This window comes from Propionispira raffinosivorans DSM 20765 (genome assembly GCF_000381065.1).
Taxonomy (GTDB): Bacteria; Bacillota; Negativicutes; order Selenomonadales; family Selenomonadaceae; genus Propionispira; species Propionispira raffinosivorans.
The window spans coordinates 1-18,553 of sequence record NZ_KB905848.1; the positions used below are offsets into that span (position 1 = coordinate 1).

Annotated in this window: 17 protein-coding genes; 2 read left to right on the top strand and 15 right to left on the bottom strand. The window is 40.9% G+C overall.

The features are described from left to right. Window positions 1-221: transposase (locus F606_RS0109195; RefSeq protein ID WP_019553595.1), on the top strand; the 221-nt coding region annotated here is incomplete at its 5' end. A gap of 164 nt (window positions 222-385) precedes the next feature. Here F606_RS0109195 and F606_RS0109200 read toward each other — a convergent pair. The 8 genes from F606_RS0109200 to chvE form a co-directional block, all read right to left on the bottom strand. Beyond that, window positions 386-2,002: a glycoside hydrolase family 43 protein gene (locus F606_RS0109200; RefSeq protein WP_019553596.1), complete on the bottom strand. Its 1,617-nt coding sequence runs from the start codon at window positions 2,000-2,002 to the stop codon at window positions 386-388. A 74-nt stretch (window positions 2,003-2,076) separates the two neighbouring features. Further along, window positions 2,077-3,498: a glycoside-pentoside-hexuronide (GPH):cation symporter gene (locus F606_RS0109205; protein ID WP_019553597.1), complete on the bottom strand. Its 1,422-nt coding sequence runs from the start codon at window positions 3,496-3,498 to the stop codon at window positions 2,077-2,079. 164 nt (window positions 3,499-3,662) lie between these two features. Then, complete coding sequence (locus F606_RS0109210; protein ID WP_019553598.1) at window positions 3,663-4,685, bottom strand: LacI family DNA-binding transcriptional regulator; 1,023 nt, start codon at window positions 4,683-4,685, stop codon at window positions 3,663-3,665. A 117-nt stretch (window positions 4,686-4,802) separates the two neighbouring features. Next, the gene (gene xylB, locus F606_RS0109215) at window positions 4,803-6,326 is read right to left on the bottom strand and encodes a xylulokinase (protein ID WP_019553599.1); all 1,524 of its coding nucleotides are present in this window, start codon (window positions 6,324-6,326) and stop codon (window positions 4,803-4,805) included. 47 nt (window positions 6,327-6,373) lie between these two features. Beyond that, window positions 6,374-6,988 (bottom strand): DUF4867 family protein, encoded by a 615-nt coding sequence (locus F606_RS0109220; protein WP_019553600.1) that lies wholly within the window; start codon window positions 6,986-6,988, stop codon window positions 6,374-6,376. 70 nt (window positions 6,989-7,058) lie between these two features. Continuing rightward, complete coding sequence (gene mmsB, locus F606_RS0109225) at window positions 7,059-8,300, bottom strand: multiple monosaccharide ABC transporter permease (protein WP_019553601.1); 1,242 nt, start codon at window positions 8,298-8,300, stop codon at window positions 7,059-7,061. Between the two features lie 26 nt (window positions 8,301-8,326). After that, on the bottom strand, window positions 8,327-9,880 hold the full coding sequence (gene mmsA / locus F606_RS0109230; protein ID WP_019553602.1) for a multiple monosaccharide ABC transporter ATP-binding protein: 1,554 nt from the start codon (window positions 9,878-9,880) through the stop codon (window positions 8,327-8,329). A gap of 86 nt (window positions 9,881-9,966) precedes the next feature. After that, window positions 9,967-11,058, bottom strand: a complete 1,092-nt coding sequence (gene chvE / locus F606_RS0109235; RefSeq protein ID WP_019553603.1) for a multiple monosaccharide ABC transporter substrate-binding protein — start codon at window positions 11,056-11,058, stop codon at window positions 9,967-9,969. Between the two features lie 608 nt (window positions 11,059-11,666). Here chvE and F606_RS0109240 point away from each other — a divergent pair. Next, window positions 11,667-13,157, top strand: coding sequence for an L-fucose/L-arabinose isomerase family protein (locus F606_RS0109240; protein ID WP_019553604.1), 1,491 nt, complete (start codon window positions 11,667-11,669; stop codon window positions 13,155-13,157). A 109-nt stretch (window positions 13,158-13,266) separates the two neighbouring features. Here the strand turns inward: F606_RS0109240 and F606_RS0109245 are convergent, their stop codons facing one another. The 7 genes from F606_RS0109245 to F606_RS0109275 all read right to left on the bottom strand — a co-directional run bounded on the left by F606_RS0109245 (window position 13,267) and on the right by F606_RS0109275 (window position 18,464). Next, complete coding sequence (locus F606_RS0109245; protein WP_019553605.1) at window positions 13,267-13,887, bottom strand: outer membrane beta-barrel protein; 621 nt, start codon at window positions 13,885-13,887, stop codon at window positions 13,267-13,269. Between the two features lie 229 nt (window positions 13,888-14,116). Next, window positions 14,117-14,800 carry a D-allulose 6-phosphate 3-epimerase gene (gene alsE, locus F606_RS0109250; protein WP_019553606.1) on the bottom strand — a complete coding sequence of 228 codons (684 nt, stop codon included), beginning with the start codon at window positions 14,798-14,800 and terminating at the stop codon, window positions 14,117-14,119. Next, window positions 14,797-15,882 carry a galactitol-1-phosphate 5-dehydrogenase gene (locus F606_RS0109255; RefSeq protein ID WP_019553607.1) on the bottom strand — a complete coding sequence of 362 codons (1,086 nt, stop codon included), beginning with the start codon at window positions 15,880-15,882 and terminating at the stop codon, window positions 14,797-14,799. Before F606_RS0109255 ends, alsE begins: the two co-directional genes overlap by 4 nt. Window positions 15,883-15,932: 50 nt before the next feature. Further along, complete coding sequence (locus F606_RS0109260; protein ID WP_019553608.1) at window positions 15,933-16,403, bottom strand: PTS sugar transporter subunit IIB; 471 nt, start codon at window positions 16,401-16,403, stop codon at window positions 15,933-15,935. Window positions 16,404-16,407: 4 nt separating this feature from the next. Further along, entirely contained in the window at window positions 16,408-16,812 is a 405-nt protein-coding gene (locus F606_RS0109265; protein ID WP_019553609.1) for a PTS sugar transporter subunit IIA, read from the bottom strand. A 48-nt stretch (window positions 16,813-16,860) separates the two neighbouring features. Next, the gene (locus F606_RS0109270; RefSeq protein ID WP_019553610.1) at window positions 16,861-17,718 is read right to left on the bottom strand and encodes a PTS system mannose/fructose/sorbose family transporter subunit IID; all 858 of its coding nucleotides are present in this window, start codon (window positions 17,716-17,718) and stop codon (window positions 16,861-16,863) included. Beyond that, window positions 17,718-18,464, bottom strand: coding sequence for a PTS mannose/fructose/sorbose/N-acetylgalactosamine transporter subunit IIC (locus tag F606_RS0109275; protein WP_019553611.1), 747 nt, complete (start codon window positions 18,462-18,464; stop codon window positions 17,718-17,720). Before F606_RS0109275 ends, F606_RS0109270 begins: the two co-directional genes overlap by 1 nt. Window positions 18,465-18,553: the final 89 nt, after the last annotated feature.

Here is an 18,553-nt window from a genome sequence, read left to right on the forward strand (position 1 = left end):
AATGGCAAGAAAACGTTATGACATATGATATAAAGCAGTTCAATAAATTAATGAAGACAGTGATCGAATGGAAAAATGAAATTATTGCAGCAATTTCAACGGGTTATAGCAACGGATATATAGAAGGATGTAACAATCGAACAAAGGTACTCAAACGGACTTGTTATGGCATACAAAAATTTAAACGAATGAGAAATCGGATACTTTATATGGCTGCATAAAAATAGAAAATAGCGAGGAGAAATCCCTCGCTAAAAATTCACTTTATGTTTTTACCCCAACACTTGACAAAGAACCAAAATAACGCAGGACCAGAAGCTCAGCTTCCGGCTCTGCGTTATTTTTTTATTGCCAATCAAACCATTTTTCAATAAAACTCATTTGATTATTTTTCTAATTCTTTATACAAAAAATAATCAAAATCTGCTGCTTTATTGTCACCTGTAATATCGATACAATTCATCCCCACAAACGCTCCCGTAAAAAAGCCGCCGCCGCTTACATAATCATCTGACAAGCGATACGATTTAAATACAACGGGAATTGCATGATACGTTTCTCCATCAAACGAATAAAAATACTGATAATGATCCACACGAACCGACACCTTAAAATGAACTATTGTTATGTTATCCGGTATCGGAATTTCAGCATTTTCGAGCGGCATGGAAAATACAAAATTGTCTGCCACTGCAACATCAATGACTCGCCCAACATCTTCTTTCCAGGTTATATGAATACTTGACCAGTTTTTCGTATTGTAATAACAAGTCAAACCTGCCAGCTGTTGAAAAGATTCGGGATAAAATTCCACAGCCGTTGCTGCGTCAAAAGAAAATGCCTGCCAGCGGCGAGCTACAAACGCCTGTGTGAATTTTGAAAGTAGTGATTCCTTCCCATAAAGCCGCAAATACCCTTTTCTCGCAGTCAAAGAAGCAATATCCTCTGTCAGAGGAATCCGCAGTGATTGAAAGTTCAAGTTGAGTTTTGGTTCTGTAAAATCATCTTTTATTGGGCAGGTTGGCTCCCACTTTTTTTCTGACAGCTGCGGGGCCACAACTTTAACAGAACCCTGTTTACCACCAACAACCTTTGGCCAGCCATCAATCCATTCAATTTTCTGAATTGCTGTTTCTCGTCCCAATGGACAATAAGCGTGCTGTTCTCGTTCCAGTATTGGCTGATCGCCTATCGGCAGCGGACGTCCTGTCAAATGGGCCAGATACCACTCCCCAGTTTGCGTTTGGACAAGCGATGCATGTCCGCATTTTTGCAATTCATTATGTGGTGCCTGCCATGCTGTCAAGAGCGGATAATCTGGCTGAATTTCATATTCGCCCATAAGAGTCTTGCAACGAGCAATCGTTTCAGAATGCTGATACCTTGTACCACCTTCTGCCGTAAGCAGATAATACATACCATCAATATAATACAGATGCGGACCCTCTGTATACTTAATATCCGTCCCCTTATAAATAATTGATGATTTTCCGATAAGCTTTTTCAATTCCGTAGAGTATTCTTGTAAAACTATTCCATAAAAATTATGGTGGTAGACACGTTGATCCCAATACATATTCACCAAATACTTTTTCCCGTTCGGATCATGAAACAAGGATGCATCAAACCCGGAGCCATTCAGCCGAACTGGTTCACTCCACACACCATCTATATGCTCACAGGTAGTCAGATAATTGTGACAGTCTTTCCACATACCATCAACAACTTTAACATCCGTATAAATCAACCAAAACTTACCATCTGCATAGCTAAGATCCGGTGCCCAAATTCCGCCGGAATCTGGATTGCCTTTCATATCCAAATAACTGCTTTTATTCAATGGATGTGTAATCAAATGCCAATTTACTAAATCTTTCGAATGATGAATCTGCACGCCTGGAAACCATTCAAACGTCGAAGTAGCAATGTAATAATCATCGCCCACCCGGCAAATGCTCGGATCGGGATTAAAACCTTTTAATACTGGATTTTCAATAAACACAACAAATAGCCTCCCTTAAATATGAATAACTCACAAGCAAAGAACACTTTATTTAAAATTTAATAGGTAATATTTCAAACATGACTAACGTTGACCGGACCAACCTGATTTACTTCAGTTTTACGATTTTCTATAACTTGAATAATTTCTTTATATTTTTTATCATCTAAATTATAAAAAGAAATATCCACAATTGCCACAATCAAAAAAACAATAGGGATAAGAGTCGTCGTAATCAAAATACCACTTAAAGCTTCCGGTGTTTGTACTTGATTTGCCACATAGCCAAAGTGCGCCAGCATAAACCCGGGAATAATCCCACCAAGAGCCAAGCCAAATTTAAAGAAGAATCCAATAATCGCATAGATCATCCCGCTAAGTCTCTTGCCAGTTTTGTATTCTCCATATTCAATGGTTTCAGGAATCAATGCCCACATAAAGCCTCCAGCCACGATCATTCCGCACGCAGAAATAAACCGCGCAATAAAAATCATCGTAATATTATCTGCGGAAACAATGTATAACATTGCTGCCCCCACAATACCTAAAAAAAGTGATATTTCAAGCAACCGCACCTTACCCAACAGTTTGTTAAGTTTCGGAACTAACGGCAACAAAAAGAATGCCGGCAGCGTTCCCAATAGACCATACCATTGAGCCAAATCGGGACGAGCACAATTATAGGTAATAAAATAAACACCGATTGAATTAGAAACTGCATTCATACCAAAGAGAATGATAAAAAACAAACTCAAAACCACTAAGGGTCTATTTACTTTAAATTGATGAAACAAATCCTTGAATTTTACATTTTTGTCGTTTTTCACATCCAATCTAACGCGCTCCGTTGTCTTTGAATAACAATACAATAAAAGTAACGCTCCAACAACACTGTATACACCCATCGTTAATTGCCAGCCGAACCTTGCATCCTCGCCCGTATAACTGCCAGAAATCATAGTTACAATAACCGGTACCCCAAAAGCCACCAGCAACCCGCCAAAGTTAGCACATAACATTCGAATCGAAGTCATACTGACTACTGTCTTATTATTACGTGTCATTGCCGCAGTTAACGCACCATACGGAATATTGATCGTCGTGTAAATCAAAGATAAACCAATATAGGTAGCATACGCATAAATTATTTTTAAACCATCGCCGAAGTCTGGTGTGGTAAAACACAATATTCCCAGTATAGCAAAAGGAATGGCTCCATATAACAAATACGGACGGAATTTCCCTTGTTTAAATGTATGTTTATCAACAAAAGTCCCCACGATTGGATCTACAACAGCATCCATGACACGGACGATAAGGAACATCGTCGCGGCCACTTCCGCGCTCAGCCCGTAAACATTTGTATAAAAGAAAAGTAAATAGGTACAAACTGTAGTGTAAATTAAATTACACGCCAAATCTCCCATAGAATAGCCAATTTTTTCCTGAAGTTTTAAATCGCCTTCCGTTATAGCTTGTGATTCCGTAACAATCATCCTCTTCCGCTTAAATTTTAAATTTAGGCAGCTAAAAAGAATAGAACCCATTAACGATTCATCCTTTTCAGTTGAGCCGACAATCCTCATTCATCTTGCTTTTACTTCCTACACGATTTAGCACAAAATCATTTCTAACCACAGAAAATCTGCACTGATGGGCCTCACAAATTCTCCAAAACTTTTATTTCATTTTTTAGAATATGTTTTTCTTTTTTGACTTCCAATCCATTAACGAGATAAGAAAAAACAATTTGCATTGCCTTTCTGCCCTGCGTATAAGGATGTTGGTAAATCGTCACATCAATCACCTGCTGTTTTAGCATTTCCACTGTATTTGGTGCACTATCAAAAGAAACAATTTTAATATGCTGCTGTCTGGCCTGTGACAAAACAGCACGACAGGTGCCGTAAACACCACCAGCGGTAATAAACAACGCATCCAGCTGCGAATAGGTCTGGAGCAAACGATTCGTCACTTCAAAAGCAAGGATATCATCATCTTCAGATTCTACGATTTCCAAGATCTCGATCTGCGAATATTTCTTCTCCATAACTTTTTTAAAACCGGCAATTCTTTGGTTATGTCCGGCTACTTTAAATGATCCCGTTACAACACCAACTTTAGCTCGGCCGCCTGTCAATACTCCCATAATGCCACAAGCCGTTTCGCCGCCATTTATATAATCACTCCCCACATAGCAGCTGCGCTTGCTGTTTTCAATATCAGTATTGACCGTTACAACAAATACGCCCCGCTCCACCAACTGATCAATTTTATGTTGTACTTTAAGATCACTAATCGGATTCAAAATAAGAGCATTGACCTGCGAACCAACATCTTCCATAAGGCGGCATTGTTCCTCCACATCATATCCATGCATTGTTTGAATTAAAACTCGTACGCCATATGCTGTATATTCCTTTTCTGCTTCGCGGATGCCGCGAATTACTTCATCAAAAAATGGATTCCCCTCAGAAATAAGTACAACTCCAACTACTATATTTTTCTTTTTTGCGGCCAATGCCTTCCCCGCCGGATTTGGTTCATATCCCATCTGTTCAGCAATCTTTCGCACGAAACTTTCTGTTTCCGGTTTCACCTTCCCTCGGTTGTTTAAAACACGATCAACCGTCCCACGTGAAACATTGCATATTTCTGCTATTTTTTTTATCGTTATCGACATGTGTCACATTCCTTCTCATTGCCAAATTCTTTTTATTCAGAATAGCATGTAGACAATGACCCGTCAATAAAGGCTCCGCCACCCTGAGTATTTGCACTGCCCCCAAACTCTTCTCAATTATAAATTTGCCAGCAAACGATACTGATTTTGGAGCTGTTCATAAAGCTGCTGATAAAGCACATGACCTTTTGCATAATAATCTTGATGTTCTGCGATTGGTTGACAAGATTCATCCTGTACAATAAATTGATCACAGGCGGTCGGCACATCCGCGAAAATTCCTGCTGCCACACCAGCCAGGATAGCCACACCAAGGACCGCCCCCTCCTGAGAAGCAGCAGTTTTTACCGAACAACCAAACATATCGGCAAGAATCTGACGCCAAAGGCCTGATTTACTGCCGCCGCCACAAGCCATCATCTGCTCAACTTCTAAGCCCATTTCCTTTAAAATGGATTGACAATCCTTCAATGAATACGAAACACCTTCCATTACAGCTCGCAGCAAATCAGCCTGTTTGTGAATCGCTGACAATCCGAAGAATACGCCACGACAGTTTGGATCAAGATGAGGTGTTCTCTCTCCCATCAGATACGGCAAATACAGGAGCTTATTACTGCCCATTGGTACAGATTCCGCTTCTTTATTGATATAGTCATAAAAGCTGACATTAGCAAGCTTTGCTTTTTCTTTGTAATTCGTGCAAAAATTGTCCAGATACCAACTAAGTGACAGCCCCGCCGCTTGTGTAACCCCCATAACATGCCAGCAATTCGGTACAGCACAGCAAAAAGTATGGACACGCCCTTTTGGATCAATCGTAATTTTGGAACTATGTGCAAAAACCACACCACTTGTGCCAATTGTCGTAAAAGCCCGCCCATCTCTAACCGTGCCAGTTCCAACAGCCGCTGCTGCATTATCTCCAGCACCACCGGCAACAACCGTTGCTGTTGTAAGTCCCAGCAGCTTTGCACTCTGCACAGTCAAAGTCCCCGTAACTTCCGGTGATTCATAAACCTTACCCAGCAAAGCCCGATCAATTTCCAGTTTTTCTAAAATTTCATCTGACCAGCAGCGATTCGGTATATCCAAAAGCTGCATACCACTAGCATCCGACACTTCTGTAGCATATTCACCAGTCAGGCAAAAACGCACGTAATCTTTCGGCAGCAATATATGACGGCATTTCGCATAATTTTCCGGTTCATGGTTGCGTACCCAAAGAATCTTTGATGCTGTGAAGCCAGTCAATGCTGGATTGGCCGTGATTTCCATCAAACGATCCGCACCAACCTTTTGCGTAATTTCCTCACACTCTTTTGCTGTTCGTTGATCGCACCATATAATTGCTGGTCTTATAACCTGATTGGCTTCATCCAGCATAACTAAGCCATGCATCTGCCCTGATAATCCAATCCCTTTGACATCTGCGGCTGGCACCTTGGACTTTGTCAAAACAGATTGAATGGTATGTACCGTCGCCTGATGCCAATCTTCAGGGTGCTGCTCCGCCCAACCATTTTGCGGTTGATATAGCGGGTATTCCTCGGATGCCGAAGCGATTGCCTGGCAATTTTCATCAAACAGCACTGTCTTCGTCGCTGAAGTTCCTACATCAATTCCTAATAAATATCGCATTGTTTTCTCCCTGCTCTCTCCGTAATTCACCATATAACGTTAACCTTTTACGCCTTTAAATTTTTTCCAGTCAATCCAATAAATGCTCCAACTGTTTCCAGCCTACTTTCTTTATGTGCAATCAGCCATTTATTAACTGCAAACAAAAGTTTATTTTCGCCCTTCTTTTCTAACGTAACTTTTAATTCTTCATTGGTTCCCTTCGGCAATACGATGCCGCAGCGGAACTTGCCCCCAGCACTACAAGGCGCATAATGCAATGTTGTCGCATAAAGTTCAACGGTTGTTCCCGCTGGCACAAAAAACAGTTTCATTTTGCCCGTATCATAAGAATAGTCTTTAAGATCAACATCCGGCTGCCACCCCAAAATCAGAATCAAGTCCGTAATAGCAATGTCAACTTCGGAACTACGATGGTATTCAACTGCATTAAGCAAATGATTATCACCATTACAATAACCGAATTGAATCGGCATTCCACCATATATTTCTTCTTCCAAGACCTTAAATGCCGACAATTTTTCAAGACGTGGCTCCGATGGTGTATACACCACATCGTCCGGCAGCGGTGTAGATGTTTCCATGACCGTAGAAATCTCCCGACAATCCAGTTCTAGCACCCGGCCGTATTTCGTAAAAGCTTTATCAGTTACCTGTTTCATTGTATTTGCTCCCCTCAGCCTATGCGAGTATACGCACAGCTTCTTTTTGTTGTATTGCCTAACTCTTTGCTCAAGCTTTTTTATTTTGATTGTAAATATCAAACGCCACAGCTAGCAAGAGCACCATTCCTTTTATTCCCTGCTGCCAATCAATACCGATCCCCAGAATCGACATACCGTTATTTAAAACTCCCATAACCAGTCCGCCGACCACAGCACCAATAATCGTGCCTACCCCGCCAGTTGCCGAAGCACCACCAATATAGCAAGCGGCAATGGCATCGAGTTCAAACGAAGTTCCAGCCGAAGGCGCAGCACAGTTCAAACGAGCTGAAAAAACAAGTCCAGCAACCGCTGCCATCAGCCCCATATTAACAAAAACGATAAAACGAACCCATTTCGTCTTGATTCCTGATAACTGCGTAGCCCGTTCATTACCACCCAAAGCATAAATATGCCGACCGATAACCGTTTTGTGGCAAATAAAGGAATACATAAAAATCAAAGCTGCCAGCAAAATTAAAATAATAGGCAAACCTTTAAACTGTGTCAGCCAATAAGTGGAAAAGAGGCTGACAAAAACGATTAAGCCAAATTTTGTAAAAAGCCAACTTTTCCCGCTAACCGGAATACCATATTGAATTTTTTGCTGATGATCGTTCCATTCTGCATAAACACCACAGACAGCAAGAATGAGTCCAAGAATCATCGTGCTGTAAGGGATTGCGCCAACTAGCGGTATATCCTGCAAAAAGCGTTGTGCCACAAATTGGTAAGATTCCGGAAATGGTGCCAAGGTATTCCCATTGAGTATTACCATTGTCATCCCGCGAAACAGCAGCATCCCCGCCAGCGTTACGATAAAAGCCGGTACTTTGACAAAAGCCACCCAAAATCCCTGCCAGGCTCCGATCAGAAGCCCTGCCACCAAACAAGTAATAATGGTTAGTCCGACCGGCATATCCATCGACACAATCATCGTACCTGCAATAGCTCCGATAACTGCGACAACTGACCCTACCGAAAGATCAATATCCCCCGTCAAAATACAAGGCAGCATACCGATGGCCAGAATCAAAATATAGCTGTTTTGCATAATCAATTTAGAAATATTCATCGGTACCAGCAGCACACCATCCGTCTGCCATTGGAAAAAAATCGCGATCACAATCAGGGCAACAAACATGGCATATTTATTTATAATAATACTGAATATATTTTCCCTAGATAATTGTTTTATTGGTTCACCCGCTGGTTCTGCTTTACAACTCTCATCCACAGGAATCGCCTTGCCCTTCAAAAAATTATTCATCTTACATTATCCTCCTTTTCAAACGCTCAGACTACTTGCTTATTTTTATTGCACCGCATAATGCACTGCATGACGCTTTCCTGTGAGGCCTCTGCCTGAGACAGTTCTCCGACAAAGCAGCCTTCATTCATCACATAGATACGATCACTGATCCCCAAAACTTCTGGCAGTTCCGACGAAATCACAATCACTGATTTTCCCAGACGAGCCAGTTCGTTGATGACACAATATATTTCATATTTTGCCCCAACATCAATACCGCGAGTCGGTTCGTCAAGAATCAGCACATCCGGATCGGCATAAATCCAACGGGCCAGCATAACTTTTTGCTGATTCCCACCCGAAAGATTTTTCGTGAACTGATGGATGCCCTGTGCTTTGATATGCAAACGTTCCAAATATGATTCAGCAACTTTTATTTCCTTTTGTGCATTCACGACACCGCGCAGTGACAATTTTTTCAAACTAGGTAAGGTTGTATTCACCCTAATATCATCGATCAAAATAAGACCCTGTCCTTTACGGTCTTCGGTTACGTAAGCAATACCATTTTTTATAGCATCGGAAACAGTTGTTATTTTGACTGTTTTCCCATCTTTAATAATTTCACCCGATATATGTGCTCCATAAGCCCTGCCAAATATGCTCATTGCCAATTCCGTCCGTCCCGCTCCCATCAATCCGGCGATACCGACGACTTCACCTCGACGTACATTTAAATTCACATTATTAACAATTACTTTATTGGCAATATCAGGAGAATATACGTTCCAGTTTTTTATTTCCAGACAGACGTCACCAATTTTGCAATCCGTTCGCTGCGGATAACGATTAGTGATTTCTCGGCCTACCATGCCTTTAATAATTCTATCTTCACTAAATTCATCTGTATTCTTATTTAATGTTTCAATTGTTTTGCCATCACGTATGATTGTAATCTCATCAGCAACCTTGGTTATTTCATTCAATTTATGTGAAATCATAATCGCTGTCATGCCCCATTTTTCTCGCAGCATCAACAGCAGCTCCAATAATTTCTCACTTTCTTCATCGTTCAATGCTGCCGTTGGCTCATCCAAAATCAGCAATTTCACATCTTTCGAAAGTGCCTTGGCTATTTCAACTAACTGTTGCTTACCAACACCGATTTTATTAACCGGCGTATCCGGTAAATCGTGCAGGCCTACCGTTTCCATAAGTTTCATCGCTTCAAAACGACACTTACCCCAGTTAACAACTCCCTTACTTTGGCATTCATTACCCAAAAATATATTTTCCATAATCGACAAATACGGTATCAGTGCCAATTCTTGATGAATAATAACAATACCCTTGTCCTCACTATTCCGAATGGTTTTAAACTTACATTCTTCACCATGATATCGGATCATCCCGGTGTACGTTCCATACGGATAAACACCACTCAGCACATTCATCAGCGTAGATTTCCCCGCCCCGTTTTCACCAACTAAGGCATGAATGCTCTTTTCCTTCACCTGAATATTGACCTGATCCAGAGCACGTATACCACCCGTAAACTCTTTGACAATATCCTGCATTTCCAATAAAATGTTCGGCATACTTTCACCTTCCATTCTGCACTTTAATTGAAACAGATATGCAATAATGTAAAGTTACTGCATATCTGTCACATTATAACTTATTTCTATAAATCGCTTTCTTTATAATAACCAGATTCAATTAATAATTTTTTGTAGTTTGACATATCGACAAACTGCGGTTGAAGCAAATAAGATGGAACTACTTTTTTACCATTGTTATATGTTTTAGTATCATTTACTTCTGGTTCTTTTCCATTGACAATAGCTTCCACCATTTTTACTACCTGATCCGCCAAAGCCCGCGTATCTTTAAATACCGACATAGATTGTTCCCCTGCCAAAATAGCTTTCACATTAGAAATATTGGCATCCTGCCCAGTTATAACCGGCATTGCTTTACCAGCTCCATAACCTGCCGATTTTAAAGCTGACTGTACACCTAAAGAAACCGAATCATTCGAACATAAAACAGCATCAATTTTATCCGAAGTATAATGGGATGTGATTATATTATCCATACGTTCTTGTGCTTTTGCTTCATCCCAATTTGGTGTTGCACATTGTTCCCGTGTTTTCTGACCTGATTTCACAACCAATTTTCCCTGATCGATATACGGTTGTAAAATATCCATGGCACCTTTAAAGAAAAACACGACATTATTATCATCCAAAGGTCCCGTAGCTATTTCAAAATTATAAGGCCCTTTGCCTTCTTTAAGCCCCAGCTTCGTTTCTATATATTCCCCTTGAATCTTCCCAACACCATAATTATCAAACGTTGCATAATAGCTGACAGCATCTGTATTCATAATCAGACGATCATAGGCAATAACCTGAACACCAGCACTTTTGGCTTCATCAAGTACCGAAGATAATGCACCACCATCAATAGCGCCAACAATAATAACCTTTGCGCCTTTCGTGATCATATTTTCAATTTGCGATACCTGCATTTCTACTTTGTTTTCCGCAAACTGTAAATCCACATCGTAGCCTTTTTCTTTCAGTTTCGCTTCCATATTAGATCCATCCTGATTCCAGCGCTGTAAAGATTTTGTCGGCATCGAAACTCCGACTTTAATCTGCTTATCAGATCCTCCGGAACTACTGCTCGTATCTTTTTGACCACCACAACCAGTCATCACAACCGCTACCATTGCCGCTAAACAAAACACCAGTATCTTTTTAATACTCATTACGCTCTGCTCCTTCTCATAGTGCTCAAGCACATTTTTATCTAGTAAATACCAATAACAGTCTGCCTCATATCGTCTGCTAACACATTTCTACCGTTTTTTCGCCTCCTTGTAAGCTTCCAGCCACAAAAGGATATCCAAACAAATTACTTTAAAACCAGGAAAATATTAGCAGTTCTTTCCAAAGCAAAATCTGCACTCGGCAAAATACTTTCGATAACGGGGTCATTTTTACTATGTAATATAATAAGTCGAAAAGTTCAATTCTTTCCATAGTGTGCGCAAGCACATTTACAAGAATTAATATAGCACCATTTCTTGAAACCGTCAATATATTATTTGAAAATTTGTAATATTTGTTTTAATTTTATTTATGCCCTTTTAATGAATAAACAGGAAGTCAACAGCTATTTTTCACGCCACACAGACTGTTTAAATACGAAATCCAAGTTCTTTTATTTAAATTTCACATTATTTAAAAATTCTAAACAATGTGAAAAAATGGTTGACACGTCTTTTATCAAGTGCTATATTTTAATAAAATCATCAAAGTGCTCAAGCACATAAAGCAATATCAGAAATTAACAAAACAAAAGGAGCGTTTCATTATGACAATGACTAATATTCCACAGGTAAAATGCGGTATTATTTCTGTAAGCCGTGACTGTTTCATTATCTCCTTATCAGAAAACAGAAGAAAGGCTATCGCAACCGTCTATAATAAAAAATACGGATCGATCTACGAAGCAAAAACCACTGTAGAAAATGAAACTGACATGCTCACAGCCTTAGATGAAGTTAAAGCCGCGAACTGTAATGCTTTAGTCGTATTTCTCGGTAACTTCGGCCCAGAAACACCAGAAACTTTAATCGCCAAAAATTTCGATGGCCCCGTGATGTATATAGCTGCTGCTGAAGAATCCGGCAAAAATCTAATCAACGGCCGCGGCGATGCGTATTGCGGTGTTTTGAACTGTTCTTATAATCTTGGTTTACGCAAGATCAAAGCTTTCATTCCAGAATACCCCGTTGGTACAGCCGAAGAATTAGCCGTAATGATCGCTGAATTTCAACCAATAGCCCGCACGATTATCGGACTTTCCAGCCTTAAAATTATTTCCTTCGGACCTCGTCCACAGGATTTCTTTGCCTGCAATGCCCCTATCAAACCGCTCTATGATCTCGGCATTGAAATAGAAGAAAACTCCGAACTTGACTTACTCGTCTCTTATCGAGCCCATAAAGATGACCCGCGCATTTCATCCGTTATAAAAGAAATGTCTAATGAACTTGGACCAGATGGCAACCCTTACCCAGAACTCTTACCACGCATGGCACAATATGAACTGACTTTACTCGACTGGGCCGACAAACATAAAGGCGCCAGCAAATACATAGCATTTGCCAATAAGTGCTGGCCGGCTTTCCCGACCGAATTTGGCTTTGAACCATGTTATGTGAACAGCCGTCTTGTTTCCAGAGGTATTCCCGTAGCCTGTGAAGTCGATATCTATGGTGCGCTCAGCGAATATATCGGAACTTGCGTCAGTGGTGATGCGGTAACGCTGCTCGATATCAATAACTCAGTACCACAAGATTTATTCGCTCAAAACATTCAAAACAAATATAAATACGATTTAAAAGACACCTTCATGGGCTTCCATTGTGGGAACACCCCATTATGTAAATTATCCAAAGGTGCTGTAAAATATCAGCTGATACAAAACCGCCTGCTCGAAGATGGCGGCACACCAGATATCACCCGTGGTACCTTAGAAGGCGACATCGCTGCCGGAAATATCACGTTCTTTCGCCTTCAAAGCACTGCCGGTGCAGAACTTCGTTCCTATATTGCCCAAGGTGAAGTGCTCCCAGTAGCGACACAATCCTTCGGTGGCATCGGCATCTTTGCTATTCCGGAAATGGGTCGTTTCTATCGCCATGTCCTCATCGCAAAACAATATCCACATCATGGTGCTGTAGCCTTCGGTCATTATGGCAAAGCACTGTTCTCAATCTTCCAATACCTCGGTATTAAAGATATTGCTTTCAATCAACCAAAAGGCATGCTTTATCCGACAGAAAATCCATTTGCCTGAGCAGACAACTAAATTATGTTATATAAAAAAGCACCCTTCCGGGTGCTTTTTTAGGTTTCATATCAATATGGAAGATTGTCTCTTTACATAGTCAATTCATACAATTTTTTTAAAATTTCATTGTTACGCCTAAACCAAAACCATTGTTTTCGAAATCAATTTTTGACCCGGTATATCCCAAATCATCATCTTTTGTATAACGATAATATACATTTAAATCCGCACTCCGAGATAATGGATGGCTAAGACCTGCTTCCAAAGTAACTAAGTCAGAACCAGCGGCTACAGTTCCCCATGCACTAACAGCGCTGCTCAATGGCACAGTGGATGTAATACCAACCTGTACTTTGTTTTTTGCATCGATATCTCTCGAACCAATACTACCATCGATTCTATGCAGACCAACAAAAGCATCTGTAGTTGGTGTCAGTTTATAAAGCACATTAAATTCTTGTGTATTTATATCTGACTTAATATTACCGTTATCAATATTACCTGACCCTAATGCATGGTATTTATATTGAATTGCATATTTATCAGAAAGTCCCGTTGTAATGCCTGCATCAAGTTTCGTGTTCGTATCGAAATCATCACCATTAACAGCTGTTTTAGAATTGAAAACTCCTAAATCCACCGCTGTTTTTCCTTGTTGAATATCAGTTTGAGGTGCCGCAAAAGCCGTTACAGTCATAAGAGCTAAACACATTGTTAATAAACATATTTTTTTCATGATTAATCCTCCTGTTTGTATGATTGCCTATTTACAAAGACTTTTTCATATTAACTCTGTTTGTATTCTATATAAATTCTTTAATTCCTGCTATTATTTTACATTAAAATTTACCCTAGTAATTTTTTCTTTTATAAGCTCACGCACGCATCTACCTGCAAAAAGAGCAAGCCTAAAAGAAACGCACAGCCATGATTTTTTCGTTTCCATGGCTGTGCGTTTCTTCTTATTATTTGTCAGTGTCTAGACTCTGCCTAAAATCCTGCATCATAGTGTCATAGGCAATATTCAAATCTTCATCCAAATTAAACAACCCCGACGAGCCTACGATAAAGCACTCGGTTCCAGCATCTGCCAGCCTCGAAAACGTATTCTTATTACAAGCACCATCAACTGCCAGTATATAAGAATAAGCATTTCGCTCTTTCCACCGGGCCGCTTCATTGATGGATTTCATTGTCTCAGTAATAAAATCCTGTCCGGCAAACCCTGGATCTACCGTCATAAACGTAAGCAGATCCAGGTAATTCAGATACGGTTTGACCGTCTCCAGGCTCGTTTCAGGGTTAAGGACAACCCCGCATTTACAATCGGCCTGTCTGATTTTATTAAATAAGCGAAATGCCTGACCACTGATAGTTTCCGCGTGCAAGGAAATAGAATCGGCACCGGCTTTTATCAACGGATCGATATACTGCTCAGGATTCGTGACCATTAAATGACAATCAATCGGTAAATTCGTGATTTGGCGCAGTCCTTTGACAAAATCTACCGATAAAGATAAATTTTTGACAAAATGTCCATCCATGATATCCACATGATATAAATCGCAACGTTGATTCAATATAGACACCTGCTCTTGAACTCGCATAAGATCCATACACATCAGAGAAGGAGCAAACTTCATTTTCATTGCACAGTCTTCCCTTCCATAAGTTCATCGCCGTCGAGTTTTGCATTATAGATTGCTTTGCAAACCGAAATTTCTTTATGGTAAATCTGATCAAATAAATGTTTCAGATCAGACAAAGAACTCTGATGCGTAATTAAATCGTCCCCTTCCAATCTGCCCGTATCGAGCATATGAACCGTATATTCCCACTCGTTTAACGGCATGCTCATATAATATGAATTCCAAATCCCTAAAAGTTGCAATTCTTTTCTTAAAATGCTGCTGTGATTTTTTAACGCAAGCATCGTATCTTTCTGTGGATTTCCCAAAAGAACAATTCTGCCAAAGGTTCGACTCAATTCAATCGCCGTATTCAAACCTCCTGTCGTACCAGTTCCTTCAATAACTACATCGACACCACGTCCGTTCGTTAGGCTCGAAATATTCTGGGCAAGCTTTTCATCTTTGACATTAAGAACCTGCAAGCCTCGCTGCTTTGCAAAAGAGATCTTCTCGTCCGATATTTCCAGTAAAATAACCTTTCTCGCACCAAAAATCTGTGCCCAACGAGCCGCCATAATACCAATCGGGCCTGCTCCCACGATAACAAGCGACTCACCGGCAGTAAGTTTTGCTTTGCGAATCGCATGCTGTGCAACCGTTAAAGGTTCTGTCAAAGCGAGCATTTCCGATTTCACCTGCGGATTTTGCGAAAACACGAGGTTCCACTTGCTTGGAACTAAACAATATTGCGCAAATCCACCATCATTTCTTGAACCTAAATACTGATAGGCTATACATTCAGCATAATGTCCGGTCTTGCAATTCTCACATTTCATACAGGGAATAAGCGGGAAAGCAACCGCTGTTTTCCCTAGTAAACCCTCGTTCTTACGATCCCCCACTTCACTGACAATCCCTGAAAATTCATGACCCAGTGTCACGGGATAAACCTTCGTTCCCAGTTGGTACACTCTTGGAATATCTGAGCCGCAGATACCACAAGCACTGATTTTCAGTAAGATTTCATCCCCCGTTGGTATCGGTTTCACCTTATCATCCAAGGTGAATTCATTGATTTTATGCAAACGCATCGCTTTCATGAAACGTTCCCCCTATTTTAACTTTTGTCCTGCTATATTGTGACAGTTGCTTACAACAGCTTGCCGATTTCAATACAATTTTCTGATGGAATAATTTGTATCTTAATATCGATACCCTGTGCCAGAAAACCCTTCATGACACTGCGTTCAACCTCCGAAGCGGCAATATTCTTATACAGCGTCTTTCTGCCTGGCGCCATGCCCATACCGCCCAGATTGATTTCGCCAAGAGCAATGCCCCCATCCATCAAGCGCTTATACGTGTCCGGAACTTTTGCCAAAAGGATTGTCGGTGTATCCAAACCATCCTTCAAGGCTTCAATTGCCTGATCGCAAGAATACACATCTACTTTGACCCCAGTCGGTGCGGCAAGTTCGATGACTTCAATCATAAAAGCATCCACTGCCACTTTATCATCGATGACTAAAATCCGTTTTGCCGGACGCGTCTTCATCCAAGCGGTCATTACCTGCCCGTGAATCAACCGATCGTCAATTCTCGCCAATACTATGTTTTCCATGAAATCACTCCTCTTTATTTTTTCGGCAAAGTACTTTTATTCCATCTCTGGCTCCCGCACTCACCTGCTCAACCAGATCACAAATCTCTGAACTTTCATCTCGTTCCAAAGTCAGCGAAAGCACCATGGATAAATTCATCCCTGTAATGATTTGAATATCTGCTGACCTGCTCAAAAAGCCCACCGTATTATAAGGTGTTCCACCGAGTACATCCACGAGAACGATCACCCCTGCTCCCGTATCCAGTTCAAACAAAGCCGCTCTCACTCGTTCCTTATAGGCTTCTGGATTTTCACCTTTTTCCAAAGGAACCGCCCGCATCTGCATTGCCGCTCCAGCAATCATTGCCGAACTTTCCATGAGCTGTTTGCATAGCTCACCATGACTCGTCAACAATACACCAACCATTTCATTCACCTCATCTTAAATTTAAAATCCGTTCCGCCGCTACAATTTTTATTGTGCTAACGGTGCTAAAATCCCCAATAAGGATGCGACAATCCCAACAACAAATAAAATCGCAATAATAGATGTTGGACTCATACGGTTCGAAATCAATTTCCACACGCCTAAGGTTGCTGCTAACGGAAGCATACTTGGTAGCAGCGAATCCAAAACCTTCTGCAAATTGATGCCCACTTCACCAACACTAAACTCAATCGGTGTAACAATGCCAATCCGCGTTGCCGCCAAAGACCCGATAACCATAAGCCCGACCACACTAAAAATTTCCGTAATACGATTCAGCGTACCCGCCTTCAAAAAACTCAAAACAGCGGTCTTCCCTTTCTTATACCCAAGCATGTACATACTATAACCCGTACTAAGCATGATGACTTTATAACCGACTTCAAAGAAAATCGGTCCGAAAATATTACCTGCCAGCGCCAGACTGCAACTAATCCCTGCCAAAATCGGATACACAATCCCCTGTGAAACCGTATCGCCAATCCCCGCCATTGGCCCCATTAAACCAGTCCTTACCGAATTAATATCCTCATCTGTGATTTTTACACCATTTGCCGCCTGTTCTTCCATTGATGCCGCAATCCCGTGAATGACCGTCCCAATATAAGATGGTTCCGTATTAAAAAATACCATATACTTCTGAATTGCTTTTGCTCGTTCTGCTTTCGTTTTATAAAGTTTTTTAATAATAGGAATCATTGCATTCGCTGTACCCAAAGCCAGTAATCTTTCAAAATTGTAACAAGTTTCACTCGAATAACCAAGCAGCCAATGCTTAATCAAATCCCGCTTTGTCAGCTTCACTTTCGGCTGTACATCCATACTTTCTTCTTGCGAATCTGCCATTATTCAGCCACCCCCGTTTTCTTGTCCGTCGTAAAGAAATAAATAAGAACACCAATGATCGCGGCAAAAATCGTAATTGCCATTGTATCCAAATGGAGATAAACCGTCAGAAAATAACCCGCAAAGAAAAATCCGACAATCTTCTTTTTACTCAGATAACTCAGCAGCATCGCAATTCCAAGTGCCGGCATTAAAGCCCCGACTACAGAAAACGCTGTAATAATAGACGTTGGAATCGCCGCCAAAGCCCTGGTTGTCACATCACCGCCATAATAAACTAAAATAAAGGCCGGAATACCATTTAAGATAAAACTCAAAATCCCCGATGGTACATAATTCATAAACCGAAGTTTTGTTAAGTCTCCTTCAAGAGCATATTTATCGGCTTTGTGAATCCAAATACTATTGATGGTCATATAAGCTTGAAACGATAAAATCCCCAACAAACTAAACGGTACCGCAAACGTTGGGGCAAGACTTGGATCGGCCCCCGAAACAAGCGTCAAAGCTGTCCCGAAAACACCTGCAACCATAAGATTCCCTGGCATCGTCCCACCTGCCGTAATCCATCCCAAATACGTAAGCTGAATATAAGCCGCCGCCTTCATACCTTCAACCGGCTGCCCCATCGCTAGTGCCACAAGAAAACCTGCCCACAAAGGATATAACCAAGTCCTCGTTATAACATGGCTTACCCACCAAGTACTCATGGTAGCAATAACTGCTACCAAAATTGCTGATAACATAAATAAAGTCCCTCCAATTTATTAAATTCACCTGCAAAAAACGATTGTCAACTTTCCCTCCTTCCTTTGACTCTTTCCTGAAGCTTAAC